The organism is Kocuria sp. KH4 (genome assembly GCF_053711175.1).
This window is the reverse complement of record NZ_JBSJYX010000018.1, coordinates 49,918-64,660: the sequence shown is the minus strand read 5'-3', so window position 1 is coordinate 64,660 and position 14,743 is coordinate 49,918. Positions and strand designations below refer to the sequence as shown.

Here is a 14,743-nt window from a genome sequence, read left to right as displayed (position 1 = left end):
CTCGGGGGGACGACCCGGGAGCGGGCCCGGGAGGAGGTGCCGCGCCCGGGGGGCGCGGGCGTCGCCGTCCGGGCCACCCGGTAACGTGGGGGCCATGAAGATCGCCACCTGGAACGTGAACTCCGTCCGCGCCCGCGCCGACCGCGTGGAGGCCTGGCTGCAGCGCTCCGACGTGGACGTGCTGGCCATCCAGGAGACCAAGGCCAAGGACGAGAACTTCCCGTGGGAGCTCTTCGAGTTCATGGGCTACGACGTCGCCCACTTCGGCCTGAGCCAGTGGAACGGCGTGGCGATCGCCTCGCGGGTGGGCCTCGACGACGTCGAGCGCACCTTCCCGGGCCAGCCGGCCTTCGGCAAGCCCGGCGAGGACGCGGTGCAGGAGGCGCGCGCGATCGGGGCCACGTGCAACGGGGTCCGCGTCTGGTCCCTCTACGTCCCCAACGGCCGCGGCCTGGACGACCCCCACATGCCGTACAAGCTGGAGTGGCTGCGCGTGCTCAAGGACCACGCCCGGCAGTGGGTCGAGGAGGACTCCGGGGCCCAGGTCGCCCTCGTGGGGGACTGGAACGTCGCCCCGCAGGACGAGGACGTGTGGGACCTGCAGTTCTTCCTGGACAACGGCCTGACCCACGTCAGCGAGCCGGAGCGGGCCGCCTTCCGCGCCTTCCTCGAGGAGGCCGGCTACCAGGACGTGGTCCGCCCCCGGCTGCCCGGCCCGGGCGTCTACACCTACTGGGACTACAAGGGCCTGCGCTTCCCGAAGAAGGAGGGCATGCGCATCGACTTCCAGCTCTACTCCCCGGCCCTGGCCGCCCGGGTCACCGACGCGGTGATCGACCGCGAGGAGCGCAAGGGCAAGGGCGCCTCGGACCACGCCCCCGTCGTCGTCGAGATCGACTGAGCCGCCGTGGCCCAGCTGCTGCAGGTCGGCCGGACGTTCCGCTCGGCCACGGGGGTCCCCCACCAGTTCGCCCTCCGCGTCTACGTGCCCGCGGAGGAGCTCGACGCCGTGTACGCGCCGCTGCTGACCCGGGCGCTGACGCCCGAGGAGGCCGGGGTGAACGAGCTCACCGAGCAGCTCGCCCGCCTGGCCGAGCCGGGCGGGGAGCCCCTGCCGCCGGCGGTGGAGCCCCTGTGGACCCTGCCCTTCTCGGCGGCGCCCCGGGGCCGGGACATGCTGGCCGCCGGCGTCGGGGACTTCCCCGTGTACCACCCGCCGCAGCGGCTGCGGCGCTCGCTGCGGCTGGTGGCGCTCGCCGAGGAGGAGGGCGGGCAGCCGCTGCCCAACCTGCTCATCCCCGAGGACGTGGTGCGGGCCGCCGGCGAGCAGGTCACCCGGGAGCACTTCGTGCCCGTCCACGCCCGCCAGTCGGCGTTCACGGTGCCCATGGCGTGGTTCGCGCTGTTCGCGCCGGAGGACCACACCGAGAGCTTCCACCACGGCAACCGCGTCCACCGGTGCGCCGTGCCGGTGGACACCGCGACCCTGCGGGTGGCGCACGCGGCGCAGGTGGTCGAGGACGCCGGGGGCGAGGACCTCGAGGAGCTCGCCGACGACCTCACGCACCTCGGCCGGTGGCTCGGCGCGTTCTCCGCCAACTCGCTGGTGGTCCTGCACTACGGGGCGATCGCCGACCCGTTCCAGCCGGACGAGAGCCCGCTGGACTTCCAGGACGCCGTGGAGCTGCTGGCGTCCCGGTACGCCAACGGCGCCGCCGTGGCGTTCCGCCGGCTCATGCACCGCTGGCTGCCCCTGGCCCACCTGGAGACCGCCAGCTGAGCCCCGCGGCGGGGACCGCCGGTCCGAGGGATGCCGTGGTAGAACTGCCCGGTGAACCCGCCCACCCCGCCCCCGCACCGTTCCCCCGCTCCTGCCCGCGTCCCGCCCTGGCTGGTGGTGGTCGCGGTCGTGCTGGTCGCGGTCAACCTCCGTCCCGGCGCCACGTCCGTGGGCCCGGTCCTGGCCGAGATCCAGCAGGGCCTCGGGCTGAGCCCCACGATGGCCGGGGTGCTCACCGCCCTGCCCGGCCTCACCTTCGCGGTGGCGGGGGCGGGGGCGGCCGCGCTGTCCCGCCGGACGGGGATCAGCGGCGCCGTCACGGTCGGCCTCGCCCTGGTCGCCGCCGGGCTGCTGGGGCGGGTAGTCACCGGCTCGGTGCCGGTGTTCCTCGCCCTGACCGTGCTGGGCTTCGCCGGCATGGCCGTGGGCAACATCCTGGTGCCGGCCTTCATCAAGCGCCACGGCGGGCAGCGCACCGCCGCGCTGAACTCCGTCTACTCGACCGGCCTGGCCGTGGGCGCCACCCTGCCCCTGCTGGCGGCCGGGCCGCTGACCGCCCGGGGCCCCGAGGGCTGGCGGGCCGCCCTGGGCGTGTGGGGCCTGATGGCGCTGCTCGCGCTGCTGCCCTGGCTGCCGGTGGCCGTGCGGGACCGGCGCGAGGCGGCCACGGCCCCGTCCCGGGCGCTGCCCGGGGGGCCGAAAGCCGCGATCGTCCGCTCCCGCACCGCCGTGGCCCTGTGCGTGTACTTCGGGATCCAGTCGATGCACGCCTACGTCCAGTTCGGCTGGGTGGCGCAGATCTACCGGGACGGCGGGCTGGACCAGGCGCGCGCCGGGCTGCTGATGGCCCTGATCGCCGCCATGGGCATCCCGGGCGGGCTGCTCATGCCCCTGCTGGTGGCCGGCTCCCCGCACCTGCGGCGCTGGATCGCGGGGCTGGGGGTCTGCATGGTCACCGGCTACCTCGGGCTGATGCTCGCGCCCACCACGGCGCCCTGGGTCTGGGCCCTGCTGCTGGGGACCGGGGGGTTCGCCTTCCCGACCGCCCTGGCCCTGCTCACCGCCCGCACCCGTGATCCCCGGATCACCGCCCGGCTCTCCGGGTTCATCCAGCCCGTGGGCTATCTGCTGGCCGCGGTCGGCCCGTTCGCCGTGGGCGCCCTGCACGAGGCCACCGGCAGCTGGACGGTCCCCCTGGTCCTGCTGATGGGCACGGGCCTGGTGCTCGTCGCGGCGGGCTGGGTCGCGGCCGCGCCGCGCTGGGTCGACGACGAGCTGGCCGGCCCCCGGGAGGGCTAGCGGACGGCGGGCCGTCCCGTCCGGGCCGTCCCGCCCGATCCGGCTCAGGAGGCTCGGTCGGACGGCACCGTCGTGGCGGCCGGCCGCTCGGCGCCGTGGCCGCGGAGCACGCGCGGCAGGGCCGCGGCGGCCAGCAGGGCGAGCAGGGCCGGGGGGATCCACGGCGTGCCGGGCCACCACTGGTGGCGGTCGGTGAGCTCGAGCAGGACCCCGAGCCCGGCGTTGCCCACGAGCACGGCGACGCCGCCGCACGTGGCGGCCAGCCCGTAGTAGGCGCCGCGCCCGGCGCCGGTCCCCGCGGAGGGGAGGAAGCCGGGGATGAGGGACAGGATCGTGGGGGTGAGGAGCATGTGCCCCAGGATCAGGACGGCCACGGCGGCCATGACCGGCAGCACGGAGCTCCCGGTGGTTCCCGCGGGCACCGAGGTGACGGCGGCGACGGCGAACGCGGCGGCCAGCAGGAGGAAGCCGGCCGACAGGGCACGCCCGGGCCCCAGCCGCCGGCCCAGCCCGGACACCGGCAGCTGCAGCAGCAGGGTCAGGACGGAGGCGAGCAGGAACAGCCCCCCGAGCCAGGCCGCGTCCAGGCCGCGCCGGCCCAGGTCGACGGGAACGGTGAAGTAGAGCTGGTTGTAGGCGAGCATGTTCGTGCCCGCGAGCAGGCAGAACACGACGAAGCGCCGGTTGCGCAGGCAACCCAGGGCCGGCCCGGACCGGTCCGCGCCCGCACGTTCCGCGTCCCGGGGCGGCCGGACGGGATCGCGGGGAAGGCGGAACCACAGCAGGACGGTCACCACGGTGAACACCGCGATCCCGGCCGCCAGGGCCGCGTCGAAGCCCCAGCCCAGCAGGGCCGTGCCCAGCAGCGGGCCCAGGACGGCACCCAGCTCCCCGGTGATCGCCAGCCACACGAACACCGACCGCCGGCCCCCGGCTCCCGGGCCTCCGGCCGGCGGCCGGTCGGCGTGGGAGAGCTGGGACTGCAGCGCGGGCGAGAACAGGGCGCCCCCGGCGCCGGTGAGGACCGCGCCGAGCAGGAAGAGGGGGAGGTCCGCGGCCGCCGCCAGCGTGGCGTAGCCCAGGATCCGCACCAGGCAGCCGGTGAGGATGGCCCGGCGGGCCCCCCAGCGGTCGGCCAGCAGCCCGCCGAACAGGAACATGCCCTGCTGGCTGAAGGTGCGGGCCCCGAGCACCAGCCCGACCGCGGCGGCGTCGAGGCCGTACTCGGTGCCCATGGCCCCGGCGAGGAAGGGGATGACGGCGTAGAAGCCGATGTTGAACACCAGCTGGGCCCCGAGCAGGGTGTGCGTCTCGGCCCGGCGGTCAGGCGGGGACATCGCGGTGCTCCGGCGGCAGGGTGTGGTGGTCCAGGATCGCGCACACCCGGGGCAGGGCCGCCGCCACCAGCTGCCGGCTGTGCTCGTGGCGGGGCGCGGCGAAGAACTCGCGGGTGGGCGCGAGCTCGACGAGGGTCCCGCGGTGGAGCACCGCGACCCGGTGGCTCATGTAGCGAATGACGCCGAGGTCGTGGGAGATCATGACCAGCGACAGCGGCCGGTCCCGGTGCAGCCGCAGCAGCAGGTCCAGGACCGTGCGCTGGGTCGCCGCGTCCAGGGCCGAGGTGGCCTCGTCGCAGATGAGCACGGACGGTTCCAGCAGCAGGGCCCGGGCGATGGTGAGCCGCTGCAGCTGCCCGCCCGAGCACTGGCCGGGGTACCGCTCCAGCAGCTCGGGGTCGAGCTCCACCTCCCGCACCACGTCCAGCAGGCGGGCCTCCCGCTCCTCGGCCGGCAGCTCCCGGTGCTGCCGCAGGGGGGCCTCCAGGCTGGTGCGCAGCCGCATGCGGGGGTCGAAGGAGTCGTGCGGCTCCTGGAAGACCAGCTGCACGGCCGTGCCGGCCGCTCCCGGCGCCCGCGTGACGCGTCCGGCGTCGGGGGTCTCCAGCCCGACGACCAGGCGGGCCAGGGTGCTCTTCCCGGAGCCGGACTGGCCCAGGATCCCGAGGACCTCCCGCTCCCGCAGCTCCAGCGTGACCTCCTCCAGGGCGGGGCGCCCACGGCGCCGGCCCGTGCCGAAGGTCTTGGTGACGCGGTCCAGCGCCAGCGCGGCGCCCGTTCCCGCGGCGGGGGGCGGCGTGTCGGCGGGGGTGAGTGCCGCGGCCTCCAGCAGGGCCCGGGCGCACGCGCTCCGGGGCTGGTTGAGCACGGCGCCGGCCGGGCCCGCCTCGACGACGCGCCCGGCGTCCAGCACCACCACGCGGTCCGCGTAGGCGGCGACGGTGGCCAGGTTGTGGCTGATGTAGAGCACCCCCAGCCCGCGGTCGCGCCGCTCCCGGTCGAGCAGCTCCAGGATCTGCCGCTCGAGCACCGTGTCCAGGGCGGAGGTCGGCTCGTCCGCGAGCAGCAGCTCCGGCCGGCCGGCGAGGGCGAGGGCCACCATGGCCCGCTGGGCCATGCCGCCGGAGAGCTGGTGGGGGTGGGCGCGTGCGCAGGTCTCCGGCTCCCGGAACCCCACCTCGGACAGCAGCTCGAGCGCCCGCTCCCGGGCGGCCCGGCCCCGCAGCCCGCCGTGCAGCCGCAGCGGCTCCCGCAGGTGCTCGAGGACGGTGCGGCGCGGGTTGAACATCCGTTTCGGCTGCTGGTACAGCATGCCGATCCGCCCGCCGCGCACCCGGTTCAGCTCGGCCTCCCCCGCCCCGGCGAGGTCGGTCCCGCCCAGCCGGACCGCCCCGGAGTCGAGGTGCACCTGCGGGGGCAGCAGGCCCAGGACGGCCATGGCCGTCATGGTCTTGCCGCTGCCGGAGGCACCGACCAGGGCCACGAACTCCCCCGGCGCCACGGAGAGGTCGATCCCGGACAGCACCGGCCGGGGCACCCCCGCGGGCCCCCGGTGGCTGACGTGCAGCTGCTCGACGCTGAGCCCCTCAGGCATCCGGGGCCGTCCGGGAGGGTGCGGAGGAGAGCACCATGCGCGTGCTCGTCGCCCGGGCCAGACGCTGGCCGACGAGGGTGACGCACAGCGCGACGACGAAGACCACCAGCCCGGGGGCCAGGATGGTCAGCGGGGACCGGGCCGCGTACGGCTGGGCGGCGGCCAGCATCGCCCCCCAGTCCGACTGCGGCGGCTGCACCCCCAGCCCCAGGTAGGACAGGGCCCCCACGGTGATCAGGAACTGCCCGAAGCGCAGCGTGGCCTGGCCGAGCAGCGGTCCCGCCAGGTGCGGCAGGACGTGGCGTCGCACGATGAAGGCCGGGGAGCACCCGAGCACCCGGGCGGCCTCCACGAAGCCGCGCGCCGAGACGTCGTAGGTCAGGGCCCGGGCCAGCCGGGCAAACGGCGTCCAGCCGGTCACCGTGAGGGCCAGCAGCAGGGACAGGTGGCCGGGGCCGAGCACGGCCACCAGGAACAGGGCCACGACCATCTCCGGCAGGGCCAGCAGGACGTCGCTGGTCCGGGTGAACAGCTCGTCCAGCCAGCCCCGGCGGCGGGCGCTGAGCACCCCGATGACGGTGCCGATCACCCCGGTCAGCACCGTGGCGAGGGCGGCGACGGTCAGGGAGAACCGCCCGCCGTCGAGCAGCCGGCTCAGCGTGTCCCGGCCCAGGTGGTCGGTGCCCAGCCAGTGGTCGGCGCTCGGCGGGGCGAGCCGGGCCGTGAGGTTTTGCTCGGCCGGCGGGTGGGGCGCGAGCCACGGCGCGAGGAGGACGGCCAGCAGCACGAGGACCAGGACCGCCGCCGCGGCCCACACGAGGGCGCGGCGCTCACGCACGGCGCCCCCTGAGCCGGGGGTTGAGCAGGCCGTGGACCAGGTCGGCGGCGGTGGTCAGCACCACGGCCAGGCCCACGACGACGACCACGCCGCCCTGGGCCAGGGGGATGTCGCTGTTGCGCACGGCGTCGTAGAGCAGCCGCCCCATGCCGGGGATGGCGAAGACGACCTCCACGATGACGGAGCCGCCCAGCAGCCCGGCGAACCACACGGCCACCAGGGTGGTCAGGGGCAGCAGCCCGTTGGGGAGCACGTGCCGCCGAACGGTGCGCGCGCGGCTGAGCCCGCGGGCGCGGGCGGCGACGACGTGCTCCGCGCCCAGGGCGTCGAGCATCCCCTCGCGCACGGCGGAGGTGAAGTAGCTCGTCGGGCGCAGCGCGAGGACGGCCACCGGCAGCACCGCGGAGGACGGCCCCGCCCATCCGGCGGAGGGCAGCAGGGACAGCTTGAGCGCGAAGAGCAGCACGAGCACCGGGGCGAGCCAGTACTCCGGCACGGCGATGAACGCCTGGGTGACCGTGGTGATGACCCGGTCGGCGGCCCGGCCCTCCTGCAGCGCGGCGACGACGCCCAGGACCACCGAGACCGCCGCGGCCACCCCGAGGGTCATCACCACGAGGCTCAGGGTGATCCCCAGGGCGGGCAGGACCTGCTCGACCACCGGGGTGCGGCTCGCGTAGGACAGGCCCATGTCGCCCCCCAGCAGCCGGCCCAGCCACCGCAGGTACTGCACGACCAGGGGGTCCTGCAGCCCCAGGTCGGCCGCCAGCCCCTGGGCGACGGAGTCGTCGATCACGTCTCCCGCCACCCGCGAGCGGATGATCTTGCGCACCGGGTCCCCCGGGGTCACGTAGGGGATGAGGAAGACCACGAAGGACGCCACCAGGACGGTCACGCCCAGGGTCGCCGCCCTGCGGGCGAGGAAAGCCGTCATCGGCGGTCCTGTCCTTCCCGTCGTGCCGGGGTCCCGGCGGGGCCGGCGGCGCTCATGCGGCGGGCTTGGTCGTCTCCGCGCGCAGCACGTACCGGGACAGCGGGTCCTGCTGGTAGTTCTGCAGGTCGGCGCGGACCGCGTCGGTGGCCTGCTCGTTGACCAGCCACACGTTCACGGCCTGCTCCTCGAGGATCTCACCGGCCCGGGCGTACAGCTCGTAGCGCTGCTCGGGGTCGGCGGTCCCGGCGGCCTGCGCCACGAGCCGGTCGTAGTCCTCGTCGCAGAAGTGGCTGAGGTTGTACGTGCCCTCGCAGGTGTAGTCGGCGGTGAGGAAGCCGATCGGGTCGGCGATGTCGATCAGGCGGTTGCGCTGGCTCAGCACCATGTCGTAGTCCCCGGCCAGCAGCTCCGGCTCCACGGCGGCGTACTCCGTGGTCGTGATGGTCACGGGGACCCCGATGCTCTTGAGGTTCTCCTGGATGACGGTGGCCACGTCGGCGAACTCGGACCGCTCCACGATGGCGATGATCTCCAGCGGCCGCTCCGCGGTGTAGCCGGCGGAGGCCAGCAGCTCCTTGGCGGCGTCGAGGTCCTGCTGCGGGGCCTCGGCGCCCTCGATCGCCCAGGGCTCGGAGGGCGCGAAGGGCCCGGTCGCCGGGAGGGCCGCCCCCTCGTAGACGCTGGCCGCCAGGGCGTCCAGGTCCAGGGCCGAGCGGACGGCCCTGCGGAAGTCGACGTCGTCGAACGGTGCCCGGCCGTTGTTCATGTACAGGGTCGCGGTGCGCGGGGACTCGGCCTTGAGGACCTCGACGGCGGAGTCGGCCTCCAGCGCGGCGACGTTGGCCGCCGGGATGGAGAGGGAGACGTCCGCCTCCCCGGTCTGGACCTGCGTGGCGCGGGTCGCCCCGTCGGTGATGAACCGGACCTCGGCGCCGGCCAGCTGGACCTCCCCGCCCCAGTAGTCCTCGTTGCGGTCCACGGTCAGCGACTGCTTCGGCTGCTCCGAGACCGGGGTGAAGGGCCCGGTGCAGTGCCCGAACGGGTCCACCGAGTCGCCCTCGAAGGCCGCCGGGGCCAGCACCCCGGTGTTCACGCTGGCCAGGCGGTAGGGCACCAGCGGGCTCTCGGTCGGGGTCGTGATCCGCACCGTGCGCTCGTCGACGGCCTCCACGCCGCTGACCACGGTGGGGCTGAAGGCGCGGGCCGGCACCTCCGCGTCGAGGACGCTCCGCAGCGAGGTCACCACCGCGTCGGCGGTCAGCGCGGTGCCGTCCTGGAAGCGCACGCCCTCCCGCAGGGTGAACTCCCACTCCAGGGGCGCGACCTGCTCCCACTCCGTGGCCAGCGCCGGCACGACCTCGCCCTCGGCCTCGTCGTAGCGGGTCAGGGTCTCGAGGCACCCGGACAGGGACAGGATGTAAGCGGCGTCGCTCTCCAGCGCCCAGTCGGCGACCGGGGCGCGGAAGTTGTCCACCACGATCCGCTGGTCGCGGTCGGCGGCCGGGGCGCTCCCCCCGTCCTCGCCGCTGAAGCCACAGCCCGACAGGGCGAGAAGAGCCGCGAGCCCGACGGGCACCGCGGACCGGAGCGGAGTGCGCACGAGACCACCTCAGGTCGCCGCCCGGGGGGGCGGCAGGGAATAAGGACATGGAGGAGTTCGGTAAAACCCCCGGCACGAGGTTAGGGAAACCTAACCCCCGGGTCCACTCCGGCGGCGGGGCGCGTCACGAAGCGGCGCGGATTTCGCCGCCCGTCCCGGATGTGCTATGCGTCCCGGGCGCGTCCGGGCTGACACCGCCCCGGCGGCCTGGCAAGGTGGGGGACGGACACCTCCCAACCGGACGACCCCGAGGAACCCCCATGACGCAGCAGGCCGAGACGCCCCGCACGAGCCCCGCCGGGGAGTGGTGGCGCTCCGCGGTGATCTACCAGATCTATCCGCGCTCCTTCAACGACGGCAACGGTGACGGCATGGGCGACATCCCCGGCATCATCGACCGGCTGGACTACCTGGCGGACCTGGGCGTGGACGCCCTGTGGCTGTCCCCGTTCTACGTCTCCCCCCAGCACGACGCCGGCTACGACGTCTCCGACTACCGGGACATCGACCCCCGCTTCGGCACGCTCGAGGACTTCGACCGGATGCGCGCCCGCATGGCCGAGCTGGGCATGCGGCTGATCGTGGACCTCGTGCCGAACCACACCTCCAGCGAGCACGAGTGGTTCCGGTCGGCCGTGGCGGCCGGGCCCGGCAGCCCCGAGCGGGCGCGGTACATGTTCCGGGAGGGCCGCGGCGAGCACGGCGAGCTGCCGCCGAACAACTGGCGCTCCGTGTTCGGCGGCGAGGCGTGGACCCGGCTGCCGGACGGGCAGTGGTACCTGCACCTGTTCGACAGCACCCAGCCGGACCTCAACTGGGAGAACCCGGAGGTGTGGGAGGAGTTCCGCTCCGTCCTGCGCTTCTGGCTGGACCGCGGCGCGGACGGCTTCCGCGTGGACGTGGCCCACGGCCTGGTCAAGGCCGAGGGCCTGCCGGACTGGGACCACCAGGTGCGCATGGTCGAGGGCGAGCACGGCGCCCGGGAGCACGACGAGCCGGACACCCCCATGAGCACGGGCAGCCCCTACTTCGACCAGGACGGCGTGCACGAGGTCTACCGCGACTGGCACCGGGTGCTCGCCGAGTACGACGGCGACCGGATGATGGTGGCCGAGGCGTGGGTCGAGCCGGCTCACCGGCTGGCCATGTACGTGCGCTCCGACGAGATGCACCAGGCCTTCAACTTCGACTTCCTGGTCGCCGGGTGGGACTGGGCGCGGCTGTCCCGGGCGATCGGCGACTCGCTGGCGGAGTCCGCGAAGGTCGGGGCGCCCACCACGTGGGTGCTCTCCAACCACGACACGGTCCGGCACGTCTCCCGCTTCGGGCTCTCGGACCCGATCGCCTATCCCAAGGGGATCGACGCGCACAGCGAGCAGCCCGACCACGACCAGGGCCTGGCCAGGGGCCGCGCCGCGGCCCTCGTGGAGCTGGCGCTGCCGGGCTCCGCCTACCTGTACCAGGGGGACGAGCTGGGCCTGCCCGACCACACGGGCCTGCCCGCGGAGCTGCGGCAGGACCCGGCGTTCGCCCGCACCGGGGGCGAGGAGATCGGCCGCGACGGCTGCCGCGTGCCGCTGCCCTGGGCCGCCGGGGAGCCCGGCCACGGCTTCGGCCCCGAGCCGTGGCTGCCGCAGCCCGAGGCCTTCGGGGAGCTCGCGGCGGACCGGCAGGTGGGCGTTCCGGGGTCCACGCACACGCTGTACCGCACCGCCATCGCCCTGCGCCGGGAGCTCGGCCTGGGCCGGGGCGCGTTCGCCTGGCACGAGGCGCACGACGCCGCGACGGGCCTGCTCGCCTTCGTGCGCACCGCCGGGGACGGGCGGCGGGTGCTGGTGGCGGCGAACCTGGGCGCGGAGCCGGTGCCGCTGCCCGCCGGCGAGCTGCTCGTGGCCAGCCGGGAGGACGCCGTGGCCGACGGCGCGCTGCGGCCCGAGCGGGCGGTGTGGGTGCGCCTGGCGGACTGACCCGCGGCGGGTCAGTGGCTGGTGCGGCCCCGCTCCGAGGCGAGCACCGGGGCGAGCAGCCGGTCGGCCAGCGCCCCGGTCAGCACCGAGCAGACCGCCTTGTGCGCGAGGTCGACGGCCCGCTCCTGGGCGGGCCAGGTCGCCGGCGGGGCGCCCACGCCGGTCGCGTTCTCCACGGTCTGGTCGAAGGCGAGCCGGACCACGGTGTGCCACGCGTTCGCGGAGCCGCCGCGGATACCCGTGACCGCCCACACGCCGCGCAGGGCGCCCAGGGCGGCCCCGGTGCCGTAGTGCATCACGGAGTTCCAGCCCCGGGGCCGCTCGTCGTCGCCGGGGTGGCGCCCCAGGAGGGTCAGCAGGGCGCGGCCGGGGACGTAGGAGTCGGGGCGCCGGGTGAGGGCCTGCTCGGCCTTCTCCCCCACCACCATCCCGGCGGCGCCGAGCACGCCCGCCGCGGCGCCGATCCCGGCGGCGCGCAGCAGCACGTCCGGGCGGGAGGCGGCGGTCATGCCCGCCCCTCCTCGTCCTCGAGGCCCTGCCGCGCCAGGTCGCGGTCCAGTTCGGCGCCGGGCTCGACGACCACGCCGTCCTCACGCTGGTCCCCGACCGGACCGTGGCCGGGCTCCTGCTCCCGCTGCTGCTCGCTCATGGTCGCTCCCTCCGTTCGGCCCCCCGGCCCGGGCGGCCCGCGGCCAGTATAGGCAGGGAGCTGATCAGGAGGGGCCGGTCAGGAGGTGGGGGCGGGACCGCCGCAGCGCCGCTGCAGCCAGTCGTCGACCGGGGCGAGGGTGCGCTGCAGACCGGCGAGCTCGACCGGCTGCAGCGAGTCCCCCGCGGCGCGCAGGTCGGCCACGGCGGTGTCGAAGGCCGGCCGGAGGTCCGGGGGCATGCCGGGGGCGAGCTCCTGCACGGAGTCGGCGGCCCGGCCGGGGTCGAAGCCGGGGTCCGGCCCGTCGGTGGACAGCGGCACGAGCAGCAGGGCGGCGTAGGCGCCGGCGACGTCGAAGCAGGTCTCCGGGCCCGGGGAGTCCCCGGAGGCGGCCGGAGCCGGAGTGGAGGGGCCCGGGACCGGCTCCAGGACGAGCCCCGGCTGCTGCTGGCCGGTGCCGCAGCCGGTCAGGGCGAGCAGGCACAGCACCGCCGGAGCGAGGACTGCGCCGGGTGCGCTCGGGCGGCGGGACGGGCGGGTCACGGCTCCAGGATACGGAGCGAACCTCGGCGCGGGCTGGCAGCCGGCAAGGCGCCCGGGAACGAGAAGAACCGCCGCCCCCGAGGGGGACGGCGGTTCTTCGGTGGTGGCTCCGACCGGCGTCGATCCGGTGACCTTACGATTTTCAGTCGTACGCTCTACCAACTGAGCTACAGAGCCCCGGCACATCCGGGGCGGATATGCCGCGACGGCGTCGCACCGCGGAAAGACCTCTTCCGCTGTGAACGCCGCCTGAGCGACCCTGACGGGACTTGAACCCGCGACCTCCGCCGTGACAGGGCGGCACGCTAACCAACTGCGCTACAGGGCCTTGCTGTTTCCAACGAGGATTGATCTTACCAGCATTCCTCGCCGGTTGTGCAAATCGGTGGGCGGCCCACCTTCTTCGCGTACCCCCAACGGGATTCGAACCCGTGCCGCCGCCGTGAAAGGGCGGTGTCCTAGGCCGCTAGACGATGGGGGCCAGAACGCCCGCGCCGGGGGCCGCGGACGCGACGTCCGATGGCTCCGGCACGGGAGAAACCGGGTACAGCTTAGGGCTTCGCCGGGAGTTCGCACAATCGCGGGGCCGCGGTGCGCCCGGGGCGCGCGTGGGGTAGGAAGGGGAGGGTGATCGAGATGACCCGCCAGGAGTTCGACGGCGCCGTCGACGACGCCATCGACCTCATCCCGGACGAGCTGTTCCGGGCCATGGACAACGTGGTGATCCTCGTCGAGGAGGAGCCGCCCGGGCACGCGCCGGAGCTGCTCGGGCTCTACGAGGGCGTGCCCCTCACCGCCCGGGACGGCGGCTGGGGGGCCGGGTCCCTGCCGGACCGGATCTTCGTCTACCGCGGCCCCCTGCAGCGCATGTGCGCCGGGCGGGAGGAGCTCGTGGAGGAGATCACGGTGACCGTCATCCACGAGGTCGCCCACCACTTCGGCATCGACGACGAGCGGCTGCACGAGCTGGGCTGGGGCTGAGCCGGCCTCCTCAGGCGTCCCAGGGGCGGACGTCGTCGAGGTCGAAGTCCTTGCGGGTCTCGATCCGCTGGTCGTAGCGGTCCGGGACGATCAGCACCGGGCCGGCCGCGTTGTGCAGCACCCCCTGGGAGGTGGAGCCCAGCAGCATGCCCGCGAAGCCGCCCCGCCCCCGGGTGCCGAGCACCACGAGGGAGTTCCTGCGGGTCTGCTCCACCAGGACCTGCACCGGCGGGCCGTCGGCCAGCTCCGAACCGATCTCGAGGTCCGGGAACCAGCTCCTGAGCCACGCCACCCCGCCGCCGAGGGCCCGGGCGACGTCCTCGTACATCACCTCGAAGTCCACGGCCGTGGGCATCCAGGCCAGGGCCCCGCTCACGGGCGGGAGCGCGCACACCACGGTCAGGGGGACCCCGAGGAGGCGCGCCTCCTCGGCGGCGTAGAGCATGGCCGCCCGGGCCTGCGCCGAGCCGTCCGAGCCGACGACCACGCGGTCCACGAGGGCCCGGTCGGTGGTGAGCTCCTCCGCGCCCTGGTGCTCCTGGGACCAGGGCAGGGGCACCACCCCGGTGGGGCACCGGGCGTGCGCCGGCACCGCCGTGGAGACGGTGCCCAGCAGCCGGCCCAGCAGCCCGCCCCGGCCGCGGGAGCCGAGGACCATCAGCTCGGCCGTGCGGCTGAGCTCGAGCAGGGCGCCGGAGGGGTCGCCCGTCTCGACCGTGGCGCGCAGCTCCACCCCCACGGGGCGGACCTGGTCCGCGGCGTGGTTCAGCAGCTCCTCGACGCCCCGGGTCAGCGCCGCCTCGTCCACGGTGGCGTAGCCGGTGTCGAACCCGGAGCCCGAGAACACGGGCACGCTGTAGGCGGTGACCAGGCGCAGGGGCAGGCCGCGGCGGCGGGCCTCCCGGGCCGCCCAGCGCAGGGCGCCGAGGCTCTGCTCGGAGCCGTCGACGCCCACGACGACCTCTCCGGCGGCGTCCCGGGCGCGGCGCTGCCCCCCGCCGGCCGCGGAGCGCCGGCGCACGGCCTCCTCCCCCAGGCTGGTGTCGCGGCGCTCCTCGCGCTCCGGGGACGGGTGCTCGGTCATGGTGCTGCCTCCTGTGCGCGGCCTCCGCCCCGGCGGCTCCGTCGCGGACCGGGGCTCCGCCTCCGATGGTACGCGCGGACGGGCCGCGGCCGGCGCTCCCGGCGGCGGCCGATCGGGGTCCGGGGTGAGAAGATGAG

The 14,743-nt window shown here is 75.3% G+C and carries 14 protein-coding genes and 3 tRNA genes; 5 read left to right on the top strand and 12 right to left on the bottom strand.

Features of this window, described 5'->3' with window-relative positions:
• The first annotated feature begins 94 nt into the window (after positions 1 to 94).
• The 3 genes from ACWCOM_RS13235 to ACWCOM_RS13225 are packed head-to-tail and all read left to right on the top strand — an operon-like array spanning position 95 to position 3,079.
• Entirely contained in the window at positions 95 to 901 is an 807-nt protein-coding gene (locus ACWCOM_RS13235) for an exodeoxyribonuclease III (RefSeq protein ID WP_454549205.1), read from the top strand.
• Between the two features lie 6 nt (positions 902 to 907).
• Positions 908 to 1,780, top strand: coding sequence for a hypothetical protein (locus tag ACWCOM_RS13230; protein ID WP_454549204.1), 873 nt, complete (start codon positions 908 to 910; stop codon positions 1,778 to 1,780).
• A 51-nt stretch (positions 1,781 to 1,831) separates the two neighbouring features.
• Entirely contained in the window at positions 1,832 to 3,079 is a 1,248-nt protein-coding gene (locus tag ACWCOM_RS13225) for an MFS transporter (protein WP_454549203.1), read from the top strand.
• A gap of 44 nt (positions 3,080 to 3,123) precedes the next feature.
• On the opposite strand, the gene ACWCOM_RS13220 is transcribed toward ACWCOM_RS13225, so the two are convergent.
• Genes ACWCOM_RS13220 through ACWCOM_RS13200 form a run of 5 tightly spaced genes read right to left on the bottom strand, consistent with a single transcriptional unit; the run spans position 3,124 to position 9,382 of the window.
• A complete protein-coding gene (locus ACWCOM_RS13220) occupies positions 3,124 to 4,416 on the bottom strand; it encodes an MFS transporter (protein WP_454549202.1) in 1,293 nt (430 codons plus the stop codon).
• Positions 4,403 to 6,010 carry an ATP-binding cassette domain-containing protein gene (locus ACWCOM_RS13215; protein WP_454549201.1) on the bottom strand — a complete coding sequence of 536 codons (1,608 nt, stop codon included), beginning with the start codon at positions 6,008 to 6,010 and terminating at the stop codon, positions 4,403 to 4,405. Before ACWCOM_RS13215 ends, ACWCOM_RS13220 begins: the two co-directional genes overlap by 14 nt.
• Positions 6,003 to 6,848 (bottom strand): ABC transporter permease, encoded by an 846-nt coding sequence (locus tag ACWCOM_RS13210; RefSeq protein ID WP_454549200.1) that lies wholly within the window; start codon positions 6,846 to 6,848, stop codon positions 6,003 to 6,005. Before ACWCOM_RS13210 ends, ACWCOM_RS13215 begins: the two co-directional genes overlap by 8 nt.
• On the bottom strand, positions 6,841 to 7,782 hold the full coding sequence (locus tag ACWCOM_RS13205; RefSeq protein ID WP_454549199.1) for an ABC transporter permease: 942 nt from the start codon (positions 7,780 to 7,782) through the stop codon (positions 6,841 to 6,843). The genes ACWCOM_RS13210 and ACWCOM_RS13205 overlap by 8 nt, the downstream gene beginning before the upstream one ends.
• A gap of 52 nt (positions 7,783 to 7,834) precedes the next feature.
• Positions 7,835 to 9,382: an ABC transporter substrate-binding protein gene (locus ACWCOM_RS13200; protein ID WP_454549198.1), complete on the bottom strand. Its 1,548-nt coding sequence runs from the start codon at positions 9,380 to 9,382 to the stop codon at positions 7,835 to 7,837.
• 260 nt (positions 9,383 to 9,642) lie between these two features.
• On the opposite strand from ACWCOM_RS13200, the gene ACWCOM_RS13195 reads away from it, so the two are divergent.
• Entirely contained in the window at positions 9,643 to 11,349 is a 1,707-nt protein-coding gene (locus ACWCOM_RS13195) for a glycoside hydrolase family 13 protein (RefSeq protein ID WP_454549197.1), read from the top strand.
• A gap of 11 nt (positions 11,350 to 11,360) precedes the next feature.
• Here ACWCOM_RS13195 and ACWCOM_RS13190 read toward each other — a convergent pair whose 3' ends face one another.
• From ACWCOM_RS13190 to ACWCOM_RS13165, 6 genes are all read right to left on the bottom strand, one after another.
• Entirely contained in the window at positions 11,361 to 11,858 is a 498-nt protein-coding gene (locus ACWCOM_RS13190; RefSeq protein ID WP_454549196.1) for a hypothetical protein, read from the bottom strand.
• Positions 11,855 to 11,998 (bottom strand): hypothetical protein, encoded by a 144-nt coding sequence (locus ACWCOM_RS13185; RefSeq protein WP_454549195.1) that lies wholly within the window; start codon positions 11,996 to 11,998, stop codon positions 11,855 to 11,857. The genes ACWCOM_RS13190 and ACWCOM_RS13185 overlap by 4 nt, the downstream gene beginning before the upstream one ends.
• Before the next feature lie 78 nt (positions 11,999 to 12,076).
• Entirely contained in the window at positions 12,077 to 12,541 is a 465-nt protein-coding gene (locus tag ACWCOM_RS13180) for a hypothetical protein (RefSeq protein ID WP_454549194.1), read from the bottom strand.
• 101 nt (positions 12,542 to 12,642) lie between these two features.
• Positions 12,643 to 12,718 (bottom strand) — tRNA-Phe (locus tag ACWCOM_RS13175).
• Positions 12,719 to 12,795: 77 nt separating this feature from the next.
• Positions 12,796 to 12,869: transfer RNA gene (locus tag ACWCOM_RS13170), tRNA-Asp, on the bottom strand.
• 80 nt (positions 12,870 to 12,949) lie between these two features.
• Positions 12,950 to 13,022: transfer RNA gene (locus tag ACWCOM_RS13165), tRNA-Glu, on the bottom strand.
• Positions 13,023 to 13,177: 155 nt separating this feature from the next.
• Between ACWCOM_RS13165 and ACWCOM_RS13160 the strand changes: the two genes are divergently transcribed.
• A complete protein-coding gene (locus tag ACWCOM_RS13160) occupies positions 13,178 to 13,522 on the top strand; it encodes a metallopeptidase family protein (protein ID WP_454549220.1) in 345 nt (114 codons plus the stop codon).
• Positions 13,523 to 13,532: 10 nt separating this feature from the next.
• Here ACWCOM_RS13160 and ACWCOM_RS13155 read toward each other — a convergent pair whose 3' ends face one another.
• Positions 13,533 to 14,606 carry a universal stress protein gene (locus tag ACWCOM_RS13155; protein ID WP_454549193.1) on the bottom strand — a complete coding sequence of 358 codons (1,074 nt, stop codon included), beginning with the start codon at positions 14,604 to 14,606 and terminating at the stop codon, positions 13,533 to 13,535.
• Positions 14,607 to 14,743: the final 137 nt, after the last annotated feature.